This window comes from Streptomyces sp. NPDC040432 (genome assembly GCF_055595445.1).
This window is the reverse complement of sequence record NZ_JBVIVP010000009.1, coordinates 87,416-106,712: the sequence shown is the minus strand read 5'-3', so window position 1 is coordinate 106,712 and position 19,297 is coordinate 87,416. Positions and strand designations below refer to the sequence as shown.

Here is a 19,297-nt window from a genome sequence, read left to right as displayed (position 1 = left end):
GGATTCACTGCTCCTGCCGCGCTGAACGGCGCTGAGCCGAATCGTTCCCGCGGGATCGCCGTCACACCGGAGCAAGAGGTGCAGCTCATGTCACGGCCCGACGCGCCCGGTGTTCCGCGAGCGGCGTTCACGACTCAACCTCGCAGGAGAGGAGATCTGTTCGCTCGGTGGCCACGGCATTGGACGGCGTAGCCACAAGACGAGCGAATTCAGACGCGGTCCAGCCTCCCGGGGCGGGCGGCGAGCCTGTCGCAGCGTGTGGCGACGGATCGCTTGAGCCGGTCGAAGCAGCGCGCCGGGCCGACGCGCTCGACGCCGCTTGCCGGCCTGGTCGGACGGCGGCACTCGGGCTCGGCCTGTCATCACGCCGCAGTGATGGCGTACGTGGGCCCGAGCTCAGCCGGATCCCGTTCGGAGGAGCCTGCATCCGCAGCCCAATGCCGCAGGTCAATCCGCAAGGAGCTCGACGTCGGCGGCCGGGCCCCGGCGGCAGCCGTGAACTTCGGCGACGGGCGGCGGCCGAAGTAGGTCAAAACCTGTCCTACATAATCTCTAGTCTGCGGTTCATGCAGAAATACGAGGACGGCGTCGAGATTCTGGTCCCCACGAGTCCGGCCGAGTTGGAGGCATGGCTCGACGAGCATCACGGGGAGCGGACCGCGCTCTGGGTGAAGATCGCCAAGAAGCACACCGGCATCCCGTCGCTCACCTGGGAAGAGATGGTCGACACGGTGCTCTGCTTCGGCTGGATCGACGGTCTGCGGCGCGGCTTCGACGACACGTACTTCCTGCAGCGCACGACACCGCGCCGCCCTCGATCGCCCTGGTCGCAGGTGAACGTCGACAAGGCCGAGGCTCTGATCGCCGAGGGACGGATGCGGCCCCGCGGCCTCGCCGAGGTCGAGGCGGCGCGGGCGGACGGCCGCTGGGCGACGGCATACGCCTCGCAGAAGAACGCCACCGCACCGCCGGACCTGGTCGAGGCGCTCGACGCGAACCCGACGGCGCGGGCGTTCTACGAGACGCTCGGCAAGTCCGACCGGTTCGCCCTGTATCTCCGCCTGGTCACCGCCCGGACCGAGAAGACCCGGCTGGCCCGCCTGGAGCGGATGGTGGCGACGATGGCGAGGTCCGAACGGCCATCATGACCAACCGCCCTCGGAGCACAGCGGATCCGACACCCGCCGAGAAGGGCCCTCGACGGACAACGTACTGGCGCGAACGGCAGGATTCGCCGCAGAACCTCGCCCGGATCGTCCTGGTGAAAGCGGCGCGCGTGGTACCGGCTTCGGCCCGCGGAGCAACCCCGGTGCCGGCGAACGGATTTCCGTGATGGGCGTGGGGGCCGACAGCCTCACCATGGGAGTGCCGGTGCACACCCGCTGAAACCTCCGCCGGGGCGGTGCGCCTCGGCGTGGAGGGCTGGAGGGGAGCTGCCGTCCACGGGGCGGCGCGGTGTTCCTACCGCATGGGGTGGGGGAGCCGTGCGACGCACGCTGCGATGTGCGTGAGCAGTCCGATGACGGGTTCGTTGTCACGGACCGCGCCGCGTGCCCGGGTGTCGTCCTTCTGGTGCCCGGGCAGTTCGTCGAGGCGCTGGCGGTGAATCCGTGCGAGGTAGAGGCGCATGGTGTCGAGGGTGTCGGTCAGGGCTTGCGTGTGTGTGTCCTGCTCGTCGGGCTGTGATGCCGTCAGGGCTGCGCGGGCGTGTGTGCGGTAGTCGGCGAGGCCGGGGATGAGCGCGGCACGTGGTGTGGCCTGGGTGGTCAGAGCCCCGATGTGTTCGATGAGTGGAGCCAGTGCGGTGAGGGTGGCGGACGCGTGCGTCAGGCTGTCGGTGTTGCGGCCGGGTTCCCTTCCGGCGTGCTGAAGTGTGGCCCGGGCTTTGGCGAGGGCGTCTTCCGCCGCGCGGCGGACAGGGTCTGCGGAGGGTGCCTGGGGGTCGGTGAGCAGATGCAGGGCTGCGTCCAGGTGGTCGGCGGCGGCTTGTGTCGCCCGGGTGGTGTGCTGGGTGAGGCGGTCGTGGTCCCAGGAGGGCCACAGGAGGTAGCCGCCCAGGAGTGCCGCGGCGCTGCCGAGGACGGTCATGGCGATGCGTTCGAGGGCCGTTGTCCAGTCACCGGGCTGGGCGATGTCGCCGATCAGCAGGACCAGGGGGGTGCCGAAGAGGACCCAGAACGCGTAGTTGACGGGTCTGAGGGCGAACCCCGCGCTGATGACCGCGAAGATCAGGACCGCGAGAGTCGCGGGGTCTTCGACTCCCGCGATCAGGAGTGCGGCGCAGGTGCCGCCGATGAGGTTGCCGGCGATGCGCTGTCCGGCGCGTTCGAGGGTGGTGCCGTACTGCGGACGCAGGACCCGCAGGACGGCAAGGGTCGCCCACTCCCCGTGCGGAAGGCCCGTCAGCGTGACCAGGATGAGCACGATGGCGCAGACTGCCGTGACGCGCAGGGCATGGCGGTAGTCGGAGGAGCTGAGCGTCATCGCGGCGCGCAGGCGTGCCGCGTCGAAGCCGATCTTGCGCGGTGGCGCCGGGTGGAGCCGGGCGGAGGCGGCAGCCGCGAGAGCTCCGGCTTGGCGGTGCGCGGTGAGGGCGGCGCTGTGGATACGGTCCAGGAGCCGGCGTTGGCGCGCCGCCGTGGCGAGCATCGCGTACGGCTCCTGACCGAGGGCGGTCCGTGAGCGCATGGCGTCGCAGGCGAGGGCGAGGTCCTTCAACCTCCGGGTCGTATCGGGCGCAGGGGCTGGACGGCCGGGACGGGCGAGCCGGTGCGCGGTCTGGGAGAGGTGGCCGGCCAGTGCCCGGGTGGCTGCGGTGAACTGGCGCCGTACGGGCGGCGGCGCGGTGCCGGTCCGATCCAGTGCCGCAGTGAGGTCCGCCAACAGGGCCGCTTGGCGCAGCAACGGATCGACCCGGGCCGCCAAGCCCTCATCGCCACCCGGGCCGTGCAAGGTCAGGGCAGTCCGCTCCGCTCTGCGCAACGCGGGAACCATGCTCGCGCCGCTGCCGTCCCGGCCGGATCCGGCAGCGATCCAGGTGAGGTGTTGGCCGGTTTCCCGATAGGGCTCGGCCGCGGCGGCCAGGACGCTGCGCAGGCGGGGGGCCGGGGTGAGCACGCCCGTGGCGGCGGCGTACCAGAGGCCACCGGCCAGTACGAGAAGCGCGGCGCGCAACGTGCCGTCCGACGGCCCGGAGCTGCTCTGGCCGGCTCCGGCCAGCAGGGCGGTGGCCGGCATGGTGCCCAGTCGGGCCACGGTCCCGTGCACCGCTTCGCCCATGGCGGCGAGGAAGACCAGCACCATCAGGAGGGCAAGAGCAAGCAGGAACAACCCGGTAGCCAGTTCCCCGGCCCAGAACGCGAGCGCGTTGACGACACCGGCCACCACCAGTCCCGCCGTCCGCTGCCGTCGGGGACCGCCCTTGTTGGTGAACGCACCCACATAGGCACCCAGGCACGCCAGCGCCCCGGCCTCGGGATCGCCGGCCAACACACCCGCCAGCAGGGGCAGGCCGACGGCCACCCCGTTGATCAGCCCCGCTCCGGCCGCGGGCCTGCTGCCCTCGGCCGGAGCGAACAAACCGGACAGCCAGTCCCAGCGTCGGAGCACTCTCAACCCCGCTGGAACCGGCCCATCAGCACCGCCCGCTCCAGGACATGGCCATCCATGGCCGTTTCGAGCTCCGCACGCCCCGCGGAGGGCGGCAGGTCCAGGACGACATCCAGCGCATGGAGAGTGAAGAAATACCGGTGCGGGCCGTCGCCGGGCGGCGGGGCCGGACCGATCCAGGTGTTCGTACCCCTCGTCGTGACCCCTACCACGCCCGACTTCTCATCGGCTTCGGACAGGCGGCGCTGTCCGGCGGGAACGTTCCACACCACCCAGTGGTCGAAGTTCCCGTCCGGCCGCCTCTCCCGTGGCACATCCGGATCGTGCACCACCAACGCGAGGGTCACCGCCCCTGCCGGCACCTCGTCGAACTCCAGCGGCACCTGGGACTCGACACCGTCCACCGAGTGCTCGACAGGGATCCAGCCACCATCCTGGAACGACGGACTCGCAATCTTCATAACCACATACTGTGCCATTTCACCATTGACCGGCCTACTGCCACACCCTGACGACTCACCACACCTGCCGCGGAACCACCGGACGTACTGCGGCAGAGCCCCTACCGGGATTCTTGTCACCCATGGCGAGCTCTCCGGCGGCCACGAGCGAGATGCGGTGAGCCTCCGATTGACCTGACGCCAGTGCCCGAGCATCGGCGTGGGCACGGAACGACGCACGGCGGTCTGAACCATGGCCGACTCGATGCGGGCCGGCTGCGGACGGGCCGGCCCGCACCCCTGTGGCCGACCTGTGCGCGGAGGTCGACATGCCCGCCGACGACACGCCGTCGGATTCCGAGGGCATCGTCGGACGGCACATCGCGGATGCCACCTCGATCAAGGCCTGGCCCCTGGACGATGGGACCCTCCGGGTGGAAATGAGGACGTGGACCGTCTGACGCACCGCCATCGGCGGTGGCCCCGGGACGACGCGGCTCCGGTGTCGTCGGCCTGGCGTGCTCGTGCCGGTCGTGTGGCCGGGAGCCGATTCGGGTGCTGTCACGGAAGCGGTGTTCGGGGTGGTCGTCATGGCCGGGGAACAGCGGTGCCGCCAAGCGGTCCCCGGGTAGTCCCGCATGCCTTTCTCCAACTCCTTCTCCCACCGGCCGCGCGCGAGCGTCGGGACGGTCTCCGTTCCGGGCGGCGGTCCCGGGCTGCCTGCCCTTTGAGCGCGTACGGCCCGTGCGAGCGGGCTGGCCAACCTGCCCGCACGCGCGCAGCAACTCCTCCGGGCGGGCGCGCTGCTGCTCCACGAACGCCTCCGGGTGCGCGGCCCATCGCCGGTCCACTTCCTGCCCTGCCCGCACAGCGAGCACATCCGGGTGCCGGGCTGCTCCGCGAAATCCAGCGGCAACAGCGGCGCGCTCCACGGGGCCTCGCGCCGGTGCCCTCCAGGTGTCGATACCCAGCACCACAGGAGAGCCCAAGGCGACCTCTTTCGTACAGCACAGCATCAGCGGTTGCCACCCATCTGCAATGGGGAAGCCGTCGAAGCCGTCGCCACGACAGAGCCACCGGGGACACGGACCGGCGTTGTGAGGGCGTGCACTCGTCCGTCGCCCGGCGCGATGGGGCCGTATCCAGCCCGTGTCAGTCCCCGCCGGTGTGCAGCAGACCACGGGACGGCAGCACGGCGGGGGCGCCGTCCGGGGCGAGCGGGGCGTCCCCGTGGCAGCCGTCGGGTCCGGTGTCGGCGTTTGTGCCGTTGCCGTTGCCGCCGCGGTCCGCGGCCACGGCCCCGCCTCCGGCCCCGACGGCGGGTGCCGGTAGGGACCCGCCGTAGTGCCGGGCCACGTTGTCCTCGGCAGGCCGCGCTCGCCCCGCCGGGCCCACGGCGAAGGCCCGCAACACGTTCTCCGTCACGATCCGCGTGAACGCCCCCGCCCGCCCGTCGAGACCGTGGTTGCCCTTCCCGCCGGCCGGGCCCCGGGCCTCCAGCGACTCCACCCACCGCATCGTCCCGGTCGCGAAGAGGCCCGCGCCCGAGGGCAGGGAGGCGTACACCGTGTCCGCGGAACTCGCCCGGCCCTTGCACACCACGGCGGAGTGGGCCAGGATCTGCACCGGCCGCGGGGTCGGGTAGCGCAGGTCGATCCGGTCGTACTCGACGCCGACCAGGTGCGCGAAGGACTCCCCGGCCGCCGCGCCGGTGCCCGCCAGCAGCCAGTGCCCCGGCTCGGTGACCACGTACGGCGCGTCCACCGGGTAGCCGTCGTACAGCACCCCCAGCAGCGCGCTCTCCGGCTCCGGCAAGGGCGCGCGGCGGAACTCGTTCGTCGGCGGCAGTCCCCGCCGGAAGCCGGGGTCCTGCGCATAGTCCCCCCGGTGGCAGACCATCACCCGGTCCGGGCCGACGGCTGAGGGCTCGAAGCGGACCCGGCGGTAACAGCAGTTCGCCCCGAACACGGCCAGGTTCATGCCCCGGTCGCGAGCCGCGGTCACGTTGCGGCGCTGCTCGGGGCTCCAGTACTCGTCGTGCCCGGGGGAGAGCAGCGACCGCGCCCCGCACAGCAGTTCCGGTTCCGCCGCCAGGTCCGGGCCCGTCGCGTAGGCCAGCGGCAGCCCGATCCGCTCGGCCAGCCGCAGCAAGGGCTCCTCGTACCGGGGGAACTGCCCGGCGCCGTTCGCGCTGCGGTACGGCCGGTCGAAGCTGACGGCGAGGGAGCGGGTCGAGTCCCGGCCGTCGGCGCCGTGGTAGAGGTCCGCGTCGCCCCATCGGTTGTACGCGTGCCAGGTGCCGACGGCGTTGACGAACACGGACCGGCCGGCCGTCGAGGCCGAACGGACGGTCAGCGGCACGTACCGCTGGGCCGGCTTCGGCGAGCCCACCGCGTCGAGGCGCAGCAAGTAGCAGCCCTCCGGCCAGCCGTCGGTACGGAGTTCCGCGGTCCGCTCCCAGTCGGCGCGCGTTGCCCGGGTGACAGGGTCGGTACGCACCGGCCGCTGGAGCAGCCCGGGCAACTCCGCCGAACGCCACACCAGGCGGGCCCCGGCACCCCCGTACCAGCCGATGCGGAAGGCCGACACGGTGAAGCGGGGCGCGGTCGTTGACACGCGCAGCCCGACCGTCTCGCCGGGGAGCACCGAGCAACGCTCGGCGAAGCCTTCGATGGCGCGGGCCGTACCGGGGGTGATGATCCGCCAGTCGGCCGCGCCGGGCAGACGGTTCTCCGCTCGGACGTCGAGGCACCCCCCGAAGCCGAGCCCGCCCGCTGCGGCGGAAGCGGACGCCCCCGCGGCCCCGCCCACGCGGCGCCCGGATCCGTCGGGCCGCCCGGCAGCGGCCACCCGGCCGGGGTACCCGGCGCTCGCACCGACGGCCAGCGCAGCCGCCATCCCCAGCACCTTCCGCCGCCCGACCCCATCCCGCGCCACGGGCGGGGCGCCGGGGGCGGGGGCAGGCCCTGGCTCCAGTCCGACGCCCCGCCCGGGTGCTGCCACGGGACCCGACTCGGGCACGGGCCGTACATCCTCCGTCCCGGGATCCGGCACGAGCCCTGGACTTGACCCCGGTGCGGGCCCCCGCCCCGCGACGGCCTCCGCCGCCGACCCCGGCACGGGCTCCCCTCCCGGTGCGCGTTCATGCCCCGGCTCAGCCTCCCGTACCGGACCGGGCGGGTTCGCGTCCCCGGATCGCTCCACCGCGTGCTCCACGGCACCTCCTCGGCTCGGGCCCGCCACCGTAAGCCGCCCGTAGGAGCTTCCCGGGGAACCGCCGCCGCCCGGTGCGCCGAGCCCGGCCGGCGCGGCACCGTCTTGTCGTCGCCGGCGGCGGCCGGTATCCGTCCGTCGGGGGAGAACGCCACCGACCAAAACGATCTGAAGTGGCCGGTGAGGGGTCGGCTGACCGGCTGGGGGGCGGCGAAGTCCCACAGCCGCACCTCGTCCCTGGCACCGGCGGTGGCCAGGACCCGGCCGCCAGGTGCGAAGGCCACCGACCAGACCGATCCGGCGTGGCCGGTGAGGGGTTCGCCGACGGGTTGCCCGGTGGCAGGGTCCCACAGCCGCACGGTCTTGTCCCTGCTGCCGGTGGCGATCCGATACCCGTCTGGTGAGAATGCCACCGACAGGACGCCACTCGTGTGGCCGGTGAGGGGCAGACCGACCCGTTGCTGGGTGAGGGGTGCCACAGCCGTACCGTCCCGTCGTCGCCGGCCGTGGCCAGTAGCCGTCCGTCGCAGGAGAACCCCACAGATCCGACCAAGTGGGTGTGGCCGGTGAGGGGTTTGCCGATCGGCTGCAGGGTGCCCGTATTTCATATCCGGGCCGTTCCGTCGTCGTGGCCGGTAGCCATCAAGTAGCCGTTCGGTGAGAAGGCCAACGATGCGACCGCAGCGTCTTGAGGAAGGGAGAAGACCACCTGCTTCCCTTGGCGCACGGCGCTCAAGACCGACCGGACGGCGAGGGAGTTCACGAACGGCAGTGGACAATTCTCCTGAACGACCTGTTCCTCGGCCGTCTTCTCCTGATCCGTGGAGGCCGTCGTCGCGGTGACGACGGGGTGCCGGCGACGCGTTGCCTGCAGGGCGGTGATCGCCGTCCACCGTGCGCGCCACGGGTCCAAGTCGGGTGATCTGCGGGAGGGCGGGGGACAGTCCTCGCCGTACTCGTCCCAGGCCATCAGGGTGCGCACGAGCCACATCAGCTTGTCCACACCGATGTACTTGCCGCCGAACGCGGCGCTCTGTGTCGAGATCGGCAGCGACGCCTTCTCCTGGATGAACAGCTTCCGGGTGCGTTCCTCATTCATCGGACGGGACGCACACGGCGCCGGGGCGGGGGTCGATGTCAGACCGGCCTCTGGGAGCATCGCCTGTCCCTGACCCCTCCTCAGGAGCGCCGGCGACTCGCCCCGTCCGCACCGCTGGAGAGGCCTGCCTCGCGGCCGGGACCCGGCCCGCGACCTGCTCAGGGGCATACCCGACTCGGGCCGGTTCGTTTCCGTTCGTGTGCGGCGTCGCGGCATCGTCCTTGCGGACCTCGGTCATCGCGGGGCCCGACACCGGTGCTGCTGGAGCGTGTCTCTTCGGCATTCGCCGGCGGGATGGCGTCGATCAGGAGCCGATCAGGATGCGGGCACGTCTCATCCGCCCGCTGAGGTCCGCTCACTGCACGCCCTCCCTCACCGCTCGCTGCCGCCTGAGGAGCATGGTCAGAGCCCCGATAAGGATGGTGCTGGTCTCGCGCCCGTTCTAGGTCCACAGTTGACCTAATTGGGCCCTAGATTCGTGGCATCACGAAGGACCGCACGAGAGGACGAGACTGATGAGGCACACCGCGCCCGAGGGGTACACGAGCGTTGCACCGTGGGTGGTCACCGATGACACCGGTGCGCTGCTCGACTTCATCACTGCCGCGTTCGGTGGCGAGGAGATCGCACGGGTTCCGGTCGAGGACGGCACCATCGGCCACGGTGAGATCCGTGTCGGCGACACGGTGGTGCTGGCCTTCGATCGACGGTCCGACTGGCCGGTCATGCCCTCGCTGTTGCGGGTCTACGTTCCGGACGCGGACGCCGCCATGGCCGCCGCTGTTGCAGAGGGGGCTCAGTTGGTCACCGAGGCCGCTGACAGTGCGTGGGGGGATCGCGGTGGCCGGGTGCGGGATCCGTTCGGCAACATCTGGTGGGTGGTGAGCCGGGTTGAGGATGTCGCACCGGAACGGGCATGGGAGCGCATGTTCGAGCCGAGGTACGCGGAGGCGATGCGCATGGCCCAGGAGACGCTGGACGCCGCACTGAGCGGCCGGGCTTCAGGGGTGGCGAGCGCCCCACGGCGCCCGACCCACTGAGCCCTTCCGGGCTCGTGGCGTGGAGCGTCGCACCCCGCTTCGGCGCCGATCCCGCGATAGCCCGTGGAACCCTGCTGCGCGACGACGCGTACGAGATCGACGGGGTGCGCGTCATTTGCCTCATTTACCTCATTGACCGCTGCGGATCTCGTCGATGTGCTTCGCCAGAGCCTGTGTCTCCGCGACCAGCCGCCCGTGCGCCTTCTTCTGCTCCTCGGCACCCTGGGCCCTGAACGTCCCGCTGAAGTGGGGTTGGAGCTGGGTCCACCAGCCGTAGTCCAGCATTGCCCACGCCTGCGGGCAGAGGAGGGCGCGGGTCTTCGGGAGATACCCGCTGTCGACCAGGGACCGCTGGTACTTCTTCGGATCGCTGCCCTCCAGGTAGCACAGGAAGTTGAACGCCCTCTGCTGGGTGACGGGGTGGTCGCTCGACATGCCCTCCAGGGTCGGTGTGCCTTCCTTGCGTGCGATCTCGTCGAAGAGGATCGCGGCGGCCAGCGACGGGCCCGGCCCGACCTCGTTGACGGTGTAGAAGGACGCGAAGCCGTCCGCCGCGTCCTCTTCGAGACCGAGGTTGGCCAGGAGGAGCTGGCGCTGCAGGGCATGGCCCATCTCGTGGCCGAAGATGAACTCGGTCGACAAAATGGTCAGGCCGTCGGTGTTGTACTCGGACGCGGGGAACGGGGCAGGCCGCTCGACGGTCTTCACGACGTCGGCGAGGGCCTTGTCGATCTCGGTCAGGAACGGCGGCGGGACGAAGATCGTCCTCCCGTCGGGCTGGGTGACGGCGTCGGTCACGCCGGGCGGCACAGCGGCGGTGACCTTCACGACCATGTCGTGCGGGAGGGTGAGCGATTTGTTCACCCAGTCGGCCGTACGCTCCAGTACATGGGAGTTCCGGATGAGTGCCACGGCCTCCCGGTCCTCCGGTTTGACCGTTTGGGCCTCGTAGACGACCGTGACTCTGCCGGAGCGCGCCGCCTGGGGGTGGGGCCCCGCTCCAGGTTCCTGCCCGGTGTCCCGGGCCTCGCCGCTGCAACCGGTCGGGACGACCCCGGCGAGGAGCAGCACACCTGACAGGACGATGCGCGCCCTCTTCGAGTGACCGGCGGTGTTCGGCATCCTTGCTCGGCTCCCGTCGCGTGCCCCGCACTGATCCTCCTTCCGTCCGGAGGCGGGTGCCCGTCGAGGCCGCCCGTACGGGGGGCCGTTCGCTGTGAGGGCGACCTTCGGGAAGCCGTCTGGTTCGACCCGTGGGACAACAGCAGCGTCAGGGATCCCCGACGAGGACAACCGGATACGCGCCGTCGCAGTGAGCGACATCATGCTCCCGCTCGACCCGCATGGCTTCCTGTTTCTGCCCGGGCTCACGACCACGGAGGACGACCGTCGCGAACAGCTGGACCACCTGACACACACGGGAGGTGCCATCGGCGCTGTACTCGTGGAGGTGGCCTACGACGTCGCCGACCAGTTCGTGACCCACCACCCGGAAAACGACCCCTGCGAGTACCGGGAACCGGCAGGCCCCGGCTGGCCGAGGCCCCGGGAAGGACAAACGCACTCCGCCTGCAGTGCCTGTTCTTCCGCCCGATCGGAAAAATTGGACGCCGCTGGACCCTCGAAGACCCACGTCCACACCCACACCCGCCCCACGGTCAGCCCGGCATGGCCCAGTAGGAGATACCCATCCCGCAGCGGGGGCGGCGCAGCCCGTACTCGGGTTCATCGCCTGCTCCGGCTCCGCGCGTCAGGAGCGTACGCTTCGGCCGCGGTAGCGATAGCGGCCCTGGGCGGACCGGAATATCGATGCTCCTGACCATGTGAAGCGCCTCTGCGGGTACGTCGACAGCCGATGCCCGTGCCGGCCTTCTGCGCCGGCCGGCAGCACCCCTCACGCCTCGGGCGACGGGGAAGGAGTGTCGCCCGTCGGCGCTCCGCCACGCCCCCGGCAATTCCGCCGGCCCCGGCCGCGGCACTCACTCGCCCAGCGCCACCGGCTTGGCCAAGCCCACCGTGCGATATGGATCGGGCGCCGGCACGAGCGCCTTGTCCGGGGGGAAGGCGCCGGATGCGACGGTCGGATCCTCTCCCCGCACTGCCGACCGGATTACTGCCGACCGGACACGAGGCGTTCCATGACACCGTCACCAACGAACCCTTCCCACACCGCGGACGCTTCAGGTGCCGAGGGATGGGATCGATGGCACGAGTTCGAATCCGTGTCCGATCGGATGCTCGAGCTGATGAACGCAGCCGGTGCCGGTGCCGGTGCCGAGACGCGACGCCAACGGAGCGGACCGTCTCGTCCTCATCATGACCGGCGTCGCTGAGCCCCAGCCCGGACCGACGGTCGAAGGAGGGGCGACGAGCAATCCGCCCGCCCTCTCCGTGGAGGGCCCGGGATGCCTTGCGACGTCTGGAGACGACACGGGAGGTCACCACCGTGATCCTGCGTCTCACGCGATCGGGCGGGCTGGAAGGAGGGAAACCTCACGCACGATGAGCTGCTCCAGGCCCTGCCCCCGGATGACATGCGTCTGGTGGTCCACGAACTGGCCTTCGCGACCCGCGAAGGCGCACGGCGACATCAACGCATGGTGATCCTCTGGGCCCCGCCGGACGCTGCGGCGAAGGAGCAGTCCTACACCGACAGTTTCGAGGTGCTCAAGGGACGTCTCACCGGGTGTCCCCGTTCATCTCAGAGCCGGGCGGACGGACTAACTGAGGTACTCCGAGCCCGTCGCGCTCGCCGGCTGACCATTCCGGCGCGGCAACAGCGCGACGCCCTCGCCGGGCCCAGCCCGGAAGCACTTCCTCGCGCGCTGACCTGCGCCTGAGCCAACGTCCCACCAGCACACGGGATCGTCAAGGCCGCATGGGGAGAGCCTGCGGGGCACCCGCATGGTGTCGGCGAAATGGTCGATGCAGCGGCTGGGGTTGCCGTGCTGCCGAACACGGAGGTCATGATGTCGAGTACGGCACTGACCCTGGGCACATTGCCTGCTGGTCTGATCGCCCTGCCCACGGTCCACCGTCCGCGGGCCGACACCCGGCTTCTCGCCGAGGCGCTGGCCCGTCCTGCGCTCCCGGCGAGCCTGGCTGGAGCGCCAGGGCCTGGCAGACGAGGCTGAGGAACGGGAAGAACTCGCACTCATCCGTGCTCAGCGCTCCTGATGAACCGCCGGCCACCCCCAGCCGATCGTCCCCGCTGACGCAGGTCCCGAGGAAACTGGGCGTGCCGTGCTTGAGAGCGTCCCAGCGAGCCTCAGCCCCTGAGGGGCCGAGGTTCGCCTGCACGCGCAAGCCGGTATGGGTGCGGACGGGTTTCAGCAGTTGGCGCATCCCCTGCGGCCTGTCGAGACCCCCGGCGGTCTGGACGATGGCCCCTTCGTCAAGCGGACGGACCTCCCTGCGGGCCACCCATCGGAGGATGCGCCCATTCGCCTTTGCCGGTCGGCACCCGCTGGTGCCCTCCCCGTCGTCACCGCGTGGCCGGCGGCCGGAACCCCATCGTTCGGGCTGCCGCGGCGGAGCGCAGCTTCTCCAATGTGGTGCTCTGCTGCTCGGCTCGGTCCAGCAGCATGTCCAGGTCGTCGGCGGAGAACCGTTCGTCGGTTTCGGCCAGGGCTCGGAGGGTGCGCCAGCAGGCGGCTTTGCCCTGGACGCCCATGAGCATGGACTCCGCTTCCAGCACGTCGCTGAGCGCGGAGCGAGAGAGGAAGTGCCCGTTGGTCTTCAGGCGGCCGGCCTTTTCCGCGAGCCAGCCCATGGCCGACTTGGACTGACTGGTGGGCACCCCCAGGGCGGTCATGATCCGGGCCAAGGCGTCACGGTCGTCGTTGATCTCGTGGGCCAGGTCGGCGAGTGCGCGGCCTTCCTGTTCCTCCTTGCGGGCGTCCGCGGCCCGTCGGAACAGCTCCAGGCCCGCGGTGGCGGCGGCGTAGTGGTCATTGAGGTAGATCGCCAGGAGCTTGGCGTCCTCGGAGTCGCCGCCGGGGCTGCCGGCGTTGTCCGTCGCGCGGGTCTTGGCACGCATTTCGCGGGCGACCGATTCTCCGAGCTCGCTCCAGCTGTTTTCGAATTTGGTCAGGCCTTCGTGTTCCAGCGTGTCGGTGACGTCGGTGAAGTCGATGCCGACCCGTTCCAGCGCCGTGAAGTGGGCCTTGGCGGCCGTGAAGTCGTCCTCGGTGGGCGCGTGCGTGGGAAGGGTGCCGTGGTCGGAGAAGGCGGCCAGCGTGGCGCCGGGCATGGTGTTGACCGTGCCCGCGATCGCGAGTTCGCTGACGTACATGGTGTCGGGGTAGGAGGGGTCCTTCACCCCGGTGGAGGCCCACAGCGGGCGCTGCGTGCGGGCTCCCGCCGAGGCGAGCCGCTGCCACCGCGGGTCGAGGAGCATCTGTTCGTAGGCCTGGAACGCCAGCCGCGCGTTGTCGACCGCGGCCTTGCCCTTGAGCGCCAGGGCCTCAGGGGTGCCGATCGCGTCGAGACGCCGGCTGACCTCGGTGTCGACGCGGGAGACGAAGAACGAGGCCACCGAGTGGATGGTCACCAGGTCGCGGCCTGCGGTCTGAGCCTGCTCCAGGCCACGCATGTAGGCGTGCATCACGTCGCGATAGCGTTCCAGGGAGAAGATCAGCGTGACGTTGACGCTGATGCCCTCGGCGGTGACGGCGGTGATGGCCTCCAGCCCTTCGCGGGTGGCCGGAATCTTGACGAACAGGTTCGGCCGGCCGACCGTGTCCCAGAGCTTGCGGGCCATGGCAACGGTGGCATCGGCGTCCTGCGCCAACCGTGGGTCCACCTCGATGGAGACCCGCCCATCGATACCCGCGGTTCGCTCATGGACGGGGCCGAGGACGTCACAGGCGTTGCGCACGTCGTCGGTAGTGAGGGCGAAGACCGCGTCATCCACGCTGCCTCCCTTCTCACCCAGGCTGCGGAGCTGCTCGTTGTAGCGGTCACCCTTGGAGAGGGCGGAGGCGAAGATCGTGGGGTTCGTCGTCACTCCGACGACGTGCTTGTCCGCGATCAGGTTCCTCAGTTCTCCGCCGGCAAGGAGTTCACGGGACAGGTCATCGAGCCAGATCGATACGCCGGCCGCGGACAGGTCGGCGAGCGGGCCGGATTCAGCGGAGAGGGGCATGCGAAACCTCCAGAGCGGTGCGGCGCCGCGCACGCTGAGGGGGCTGTCGCCCGAGGGCGAACTGCTGGCGGCGGCGCTCGACACGGTGGTTCCCTCCGCGCCTGCCCGAATCGCCCTGCGGCAAGCGCATCACACGACATGGCAGATTCGGAACCGACGGTCTCCACCCCCTATTGGTCGTCTGGGCGACCGAGGACCGGTTGATGCCGCGTGAGCACGGGCCCCTGCTGGCCGAGCTGTACCCGCAGGGACGGCTGATCGACATCGCCGACTCGTCCACCCTCATCCCCGGGGACCAAACCGAACGACTGGCCGAAGCACTCACCGACTTCCTGATCCAAACGGGAGCGGAACCGGTCCGATACGACTCCTGAACACGGGGGCCGCAGGAGGATCCGACAGCCGCGCGCCTAGCGTCACGGGCTCCGGCGACCAGGGGATGCACGACCTCGGCCCCAAGGGCCGCTCCAAGCGCCCCAGCGAGACCAAGGACGCCTCCGCCATCACCGGTGTCGACCCGCAGGCCCCTCCTGGTACCCGTAGCGCGGGATGAGCGGGACAACCCGACCGGAGGCTGCCGCGTATCGCGACGCCGCAAGCGCGTGGCGCTGCTCGGACAGGACGGCGACCGCATGGGGGGACGCAGGCATGGAGACTTGGAGCGGGTCGCTCGCCGCCTGCCGGTCGAAGCCCACTACCACGAGGCGGACGTCACCGATGACAAAGCCATGCGCCGCGCGCCGACAGCCGTGACCGACGCCCGGCGCGCCCGCGGTCGTGATCGCCAACTCCGGATCGCCGAGGGAGACCCCTCTACCAGAACGCCTCGTTCCATGCCAGGTCGATCTTCATGACGGACGGGGGCGACAACCTGATCCTGCTGATGGCCCTCTACCTCGTCCTCACCGCGTGCGGTCGGCGCTGGTCCCTGGACGCACGCCGAGAGCGGCTCAGGACGGCTCGCGCGGACGACGCTCCGGAGCCGGTGCGGAGCCCCTACGTACGGCAGCTCCTCGACGCCCGAACCATCTTGACCACTGTGGTGCACAACTGCGGCATGCTCGTCATCGCGGCACAGGTCTGTTTCCTCTACGGATCAGCCGGTCTGTACAAGATCCAGGACCCACCTGGGGCGGCGGCACCGCTCTCCACTACGCGCTGAACCTCGAACTCTTCCAGCCCTGGCCCGCGCTCTCCCACCTCGTGGACGATTACCCGATGGTGATCGCGATCGCCGGCTACGTGACGGTGCTCCTGCAGGTCGCCTTCCCGTTCGTGCTCTTCGGGAAGCTCAAGTACCCCGTACTGGCCGTGCTGCTGGGCATGCACGTCGGCATCGCGGTGCTCCTGGGACTGCCCCTCTTCTCCGGCGCGATGATCATCGCGGACGCCGTCTTCCTTCCCGACCGGTTCTACGCCTTCCTGCCGCGCCTGTGGCGACGCGCCGCACGACGCACGGGGACATGGCGGCCCGCGCACGGCCGAGCGGCGGAATTCGGATCCGTACCACCGCAGGGCAGGCCGGGCGTCCCCGCTTCCGAGCAGCAGATCACCCCTGCACGGAGCGACACCACGCCGACCACGAGGCTCGCGCCCGACCGGAGCTGAGCGGCCGGCCCACCGGGTCCTACTCCGACTGTGATGCTTCATCGAGGTCCGCCCCGGCGTCAGCGCTTCGCGTGGCCAGGTGGGTGCCGTGCCAGTCCAAGCACATGACCGTCGCGTCGTCCTGAAGACGTCCGTCGTGAGCGCGCAAGACCTCGGCGACCAGGGCACGGGAGGCCTCGCGGGGGTGGAGGTCGGCCGTGCGCACGATCAGGGAGGACAGGTTCACCTCCACAGCGCGACGTTCGAGCATGCCGTCGGTCAGCATCACGAGCCGGTCACCCGGTTGCAGGTCCAGTCGCTGCACCCGGTAGGAGGTGAGCGGCTGGATACCGAAGGGGAGACCCACCTCGGGCACCAGTTCCTCGACGCTTCCCCTTCTCAGGCGCAGCGGCCGGGGATGCCCCGCGTTGACGAATTGGGTGCTCCCGTCGAGCAGGCTGACGCGCAGGAGCTGCCCGGTGACGAACCCCCGCCTACCGTTGTCGATGAGGGCCTGGTTGGCCTCGAAGGCCTGTTCTTCAAGGGGGGCGCCGGCACGTCGGGCCCTACGGAGGGCACCCACGGCCAGGGTGGCGAGGAGCGCGGCTTCCACGTCGTGACCCATGGCGTCCGTGACGGACAACTGCATGGTGTCGCGGTCCACGACGTAGTCGAAGGTGTCACCGCCGACATGGGTCGCCGGTTCCAAGGCTCCGGCGACCGTGAACTGGGCTGCTTCGCAGGCCAGCGAGGCAGGCAGGAGCCGGTGCTGGATTTCCGCGGCCAGGCTCAGGGGTCGGGTACGGCGGCCCCATTGATATACATCGGTGAAGGACCGGTTGGCGATGACAATGTATGCAAGGGCGTGCGCGGTCGCGCCGATCTGCCTCAACGCGTCGTCGTCGGGCGGAACTTGCAGGAACAGTTCGAGCAGTCCGATGGCGTCGCCGCGGTTGGTGACGGGCGCCACGACCCTGATCAGTCGGTCGCCCTCTCGCTGAAGGGCCTGCCGCTGGGTGCGCAGCACGTCCGCGTAAAGGGTGCCGGGCAGAGCGACGCGCGCAGGCGGCTCGCCGGACTCGACGGAGTCGGCCGCTCCCAGCCGCACCACGGACGATCCGGTGAAGTCCACGATCAGGAAGGAGACCGCAGCAGCGTCCAAGCGGTCCCTGAGCATCCGCGCGACGACGTCCAGTGACTCGACGGGGGAAGCGGATTCCGCTGCCGCGAGCGTGCCCGCAAGGTCCATCTCGGCCGGCTGCCCGCCGCCGCGCCGATGCCGGGCACCTGGATCTCCCTGCTCAGGTGAGGTCATGACCGTTCCTCTCCCTCCTCCGCCACAATGGGCCCGCCCGTCCTCAACCCTGCCCGAGGACCCGCGCGCCAGGCGTCCGCTACCCCCCTTGCAGGCCGTGCTGCCCGACTGGTTCACCCGAACAGCAGGCACGCGCCCATAGGCGGCGAGCACCGCCGAAATCCCGACGGGCTCGCCTGCCGGATCGTGGTCCTGGAGGACCAGCTCGAGGAAGCGCAGCGCGTCAACGCCGAAGATTACGGAGGGGGCGGCGAGGCCGAGGTGGCGAGGCACGCAGTGCAGGAGGTGCTCCATGGGCCGCTTGCTCTTCGTCGGAGGGCCAAAGAGGTCTGCCGCGCTGCGGCGCCTCCGATACCCGATGGCTCGCATCACGCCGCTCGACCTATTGTCCGGTCATGGCGCACGAGGAGATCCCGGAGACCCAACCCACAACCCTCGACTGGGAGCATGGGACCGGACTGATCGGCGTCCATGACCCGGCCATCGTCGACGCGGCCTTCGAACGCGGTGAACGCCACGTCGGCATCGCCGTCATCGGGCTCGCCCTGCACCACCCCGATCCCGGGACCATCCTGCCCCGCGTCGCCCAGGCGCTCCGCGCCACCGACCCCGCGCGGCGGCATCAAGGCACAGTGGCGCTTGCGCACGTCGCGCGACTGCACCGCACCGTCGATCGGGAATGCCTTGCCCTGCTGCGCACTCAGGCACGTGGCAACGAAGCCGACGACGATCTGTGGGCCTTCGTCCCACGCCGCGATCTGCCCTGGTGGCTCTGGCGCAGCCAACTGCCGGGACAGGCCAAGTGGTATCTCTTCGAACGCCGGCGCCATGCCCGGACAAATGGATACTCGGCGGTAAACGATCACCCACAGCTTGAGAATCGCAACGACAACTCCCGCTGCGCGGCTCCGATCCGGCGGGCGGCGAGGTCGGTATTCACGGTGTGGCCGCCGCCGTCGGGCTGTGGGGTGAGGAAGGTGATGTCGGGAGAGTCGTGCTGGTGGTCGGAGGCCGCGGTGTGGGCGTCGTCCAGGCGGTGAAGGGCCTCGGCGTAGCTGATGTCGACGCACTCGGCGAAGAGGCGAGCCCGATGGCGGCGCGCGGCGGAGTTGTTCTTGGAATGGGCCCGGGCCGGCCCGGCCCGAAGGTAGGAACAGCGTGGCGAAGCGCACCGCCCGCCACGCGAAGACCGTGGGCCGCCGGCGCAGGCCCGGCCCCCGTCGCCGCTCTCGCTGCTGACGCACCGGATGCGGTAGACGGTGGTGCCGTCCTCGAAGGTGTCTGGCGGCGGCCAGTTGGGAATCCCTGGTGGCGGCCACTGGGCGGGGAGGAATCCGGCCGCCGACGGTCGCTCCGCGTTGTCGGATGCTTCGTCGTTGTTGATCGGATACCGCGGCAGCCGGGGCCGGGCTCCGGTGGAACCCGGACGGTGCTGTTGCACCTGCCGTAGCGGCATGTGGTGTGGTCGAGGCACCACAGCACGAAAGGCTCCGTCTCATGTACCCCTCCATCACGCCTCCCCGTCAGGTCAAGATCGGTGATGCGGCCGCCTTCGCCGGGACCACCCCACGCGCCATCCGCCACTACCACCAGATCGGCCTGCTGCCGGAGCCGGCGCGAGGGGGAGACGGCCGCCGCCGCTACGGCTACGCCGACATGATCCGCCTGCTATGGATCCGCAAGATGGCAGCGGTCGGCATCAGCCTGGACGACATGCGGGCCGCCTTCGACGAAGCCCGCGATATCGAGGAGACCCTGAGCAGGCTGGAGGAAACCTTGGTGGCGCGGGAGGCCGAAATCGACGGACAACGCCAAGCTGGCGCAGGACCCTGACGAGACCCTGGCGCC

11 protein-coding genes and 5 pseudogenes are annotated in these 19,297 nt (G+C 70.5%); 7 read left to right on the top strand and 9 right to left on the bottom strand.

Annotation, left to right across the window (positions count from 1 at the left end; all coding sequences use genetic code 11):
• Window positions 1–566: 566 nt before the first annotated feature.
• Entirely contained in the window at window positions 567–1,148 is a 582-nt protein-coding gene (locus tag ACZ58N_RS20490; protein WP_471161675.1) for a YdeI/OmpD-associated family protein, read from the top strand.
• Window positions 1,149–1,461: 313 nt separating this feature from the next.
• Here ACZ58N_RS20490 and ACZ58N_RS20485 read toward each other — a convergent pair whose 3' ends face one another.
• Window positions 1,462–3,609: an FUSC family protein gene (locus tag ACZ58N_RS20485; protein WP_471161672.1), complete on the bottom strand. Its 2,148-nt coding sequence runs from the start codon at window positions 3,607–3,609 to the stop codon at window positions 1,462–1,464.
• A gap of 2 nt (window positions 3,610–3,611) precedes the next feature.
• Window positions 3,612–4,088, bottom strand: coding sequence for a YbhB/YbcL family Raf kinase inhibitor-like protein (locus ACZ58N_RS20480; protein WP_471161669.1), 477 nt, complete (start codon window positions 4,086–4,088; stop codon window positions 3,612–3,614).
• A 290-nt stretch (window positions 4,089–4,378) separates the two neighbouring features.
• Between ACZ58N_RS20480 and ACZ58N_RS20475 the strand changes: the two genes are divergently transcribed.
• On the top strand, window positions 4,379–4,510 hold the full coding sequence (locus tag ACZ58N_RS20475; RefSeq protein WP_471161666.1) for a hypothetical protein: 132 nt from the start codon (window positions 4,379–4,381) through the stop codon (window positions 4,508–4,510).
• Between the two features lie 691 nt (window positions 4,511–5,201).
• Here the strand turns inward: ACZ58N_RS20475 and ACZ58N_RS20470 are convergent.
• The 4 genes and pseudogenes from ACZ58N_RS20470 to ACZ58N_RS20455 all read right to left on the bottom strand — a co-directional run bounded on the left by ACZ58N_RS20470 (window position 5,202) and on the right by ACZ58N_RS20455 (window position 8,361).
• Window positions 5,202–6,947 (bottom strand): N,N-dimethylformamidase beta subunit family domain-containing protein, encoded by a 1,746-nt coding sequence (locus ACZ58N_RS20470; protein WP_471161664.1) that lies wholly within the window; start codon window positions 6,945–6,947, stop codon window positions 5,202–5,204.
• Between the two features lie 425 nt (window positions 6,948–7,372).
• A pseudogene (locus tag ACZ58N_RS20465) lies at window positions 7,373–7,741 on the bottom strand (WD40 repeat domain-containing protein); the annotation flags it as partial.
• An 8-nt stretch (window positions 7,742–7,749) separates the two neighbouring features.
• Window positions 7,750–7,845 (bottom strand): annotated as a pseudogene (locus ACZ58N_RS20460) (hypothetical protein); the annotation flags it as partial.
• Between the two features lie 21 nt (window positions 7,846–7,866).
• Window positions 7,867–8,361 (bottom strand): hypothetical protein, encoded by a 495-nt coding sequence (locus ACZ58N_RS20455; RefSeq protein ID WP_471161661.1) that lies wholly within the window; start codon window positions 8,359–8,361, stop codon window positions 7,867–7,869.
• A gap of 515 nt (window positions 8,362–8,876) precedes the next feature.
• On the opposite strand from ACZ58N_RS20455, the gene ACZ58N_RS20450 reads away from it, so the two are divergent.
• Entirely contained in the window at window positions 8,877–9,401 is a 525-nt protein-coding gene (locus ACZ58N_RS20450; protein ID WP_471161658.1) for a VOC family protein, read from the top strand.
• 129 nt (window positions 9,402–9,530) lie between these two features.
• Here the strand turns inward: ACZ58N_RS20450 and ACZ58N_RS20445 are convergent, their stop codons facing one another.
• Together ACZ58N_RS20445 and tal are read right to left on the bottom strand one after the other, a co-directional pair.
• Window positions 9,531–10,523, bottom strand: a complete 993-nt coding sequence (locus ACZ58N_RS20445) for a DUF4344 domain-containing metallopeptidase (protein WP_471161655.1) — start codon at window positions 10,521–10,523, stop codon at window positions 9,531–9,533.
• Between the two features lie 2,362 nt (window positions 10,524–12,885).
• Complete coding sequence (gene tal / locus ACZ58N_RS20440) at window positions 12,886–14,547, bottom strand: transaldolase (RefSeq protein ID WP_471161653.1); 1,662 nt, start codon at window positions 14,545–14,547, stop codon at window positions 12,886–12,888.
• Window positions 14,548–14,714: 167 nt separating this feature from the next.
• Here tal and ACZ58N_RS20435 point away from each other — a divergent pair.
• Window positions 14,715–14,921, top strand: a pseudogene (locus ACZ58N_RS20435) (alpha/beta fold hydrolase); the annotation flags it as partial.
• A gap of 452 nt (window positions 14,922–15,373) precedes the next feature.
• Window positions 15,374–16,155, top strand: a pseudogene (locus tag ACZ58N_RS20430) (HTTM domain-containing protein); the annotation flags it as partial.
• A gap of 19 nt (window positions 16,156–16,174) precedes the next feature.
• On the opposite strand, the gene ACZ58N_RS20425 reads toward ACZ58N_RS20430, so the two are convergent.
• Window positions 16,175–17,383 (bottom strand): PP2C family protein-serine/threonine phosphatase, encoded by a 1,209-nt coding sequence (locus ACZ58N_RS20425; RefSeq protein ID WP_471162034.1) that lies wholly within the window; start codon window positions 17,381–17,383, stop codon window positions 16,175–16,177.
• A 461-nt stretch (window positions 17,384–17,844) separates the two neighbouring features.
• Between ACZ58N_RS20425 and ACZ58N_RS20420 the strand changes: the two genes are divergently transcribed.
• A complete protein-coding gene (locus ACZ58N_RS20420; RefSeq protein ID WP_471161650.1) occupies window positions 17,845–18,489 on the top strand; it encodes a hypothetical protein in 645 nt (214 codons plus the stop codon).
• A 457-nt stretch (window positions 18,490–18,946) separates the two neighbouring features.
• Window positions 18,947–19,267: pseudogene (locus tag ACZ58N_RS20415) on the top strand (MerR family transcriptional regulator); the annotation flags it as partial.
• Between the last annotated feature and the right edge of the window lie 30 nt (window positions 19,268–19,297).

What these genes read in the sequence shown, in the direction of transcription:
- ACZ58N_RS20425 (WP_471162034.1), bottom strand. Translation starts at nt 17,383, where the DNA reads ATGGACCTTGCGGGCACGCTCGCGGCAGCGGAATCCGCTTCCCCCGTC.
- ACZ58N_RS20480 (WP_471161669.1), bottom strand. Translation starts at nt 4,088, where the DNA reads ATGGCACAGTATGTGGTTATGAAGATTGCGAGTCCGTCGTTCCAGGAT.
- ACZ58N_RS20490 (WP_471161675.1), top strand. Translation starts at nt 567, where the DNA reads ATGCAGAAATACGAGGACGGCGTCGAGATTCTGGTCCCCACGAGTCCG.
- ACZ58N_RS20445 (WP_471161655.1), bottom strand. Translation starts at nt 10,523, where the DNA reads ATGCCGAACACCGCCGGTCACTCGAAGAGGGCGCGCATCGTCCTGTCA.
- ACZ58N_RS20420 (WP_471161650.1), top strand. Translation starts at nt 17,845, where the DNA reads ATGGCGCACGAGGAGATCCCGGAGACCCAACCCACAACCCTCGACTGG.
- ACZ58N_RS20455 (WP_471161661.1), bottom strand. Translation starts at nt 8,361, where the DNA reads ATGAATGAGGAACGCACCCGGAAGCTGTTCATCCAGGAGAAGGCGTCG.
- ACZ58N_RS20475 (WP_471161666.1), top strand. Translation starts at nt 4,379, where the DNA reads ATGCCCGCCGACGACACGCCGTCGGATTCCGAGGGCATCGTCGGACGG.
- ACZ58N_RS20470 (WP_471161664.1), bottom strand. Translation starts at nt 6,947, where the DNA reads ATGGCGGCTGCGCTGGCCGTCGGTGCGAGCGCCGGGTACCCCGGCCGG.
- ACZ58N_RS20450 (WP_471161658.1), top strand. Translation starts at nt 8,877, where the DNA reads ATGAGGCACACCGCGCCCGAGGGGTACACGAGCGTTGCACCGTGGGTG.
- tal (WP_471161653.1), bottom strand. Translation starts at nt 14,547, where the DNA reads ATGCCCCTCTCCGCTGAATCCGGCCCGCTCGCCGACCTGTCCGCGGCC.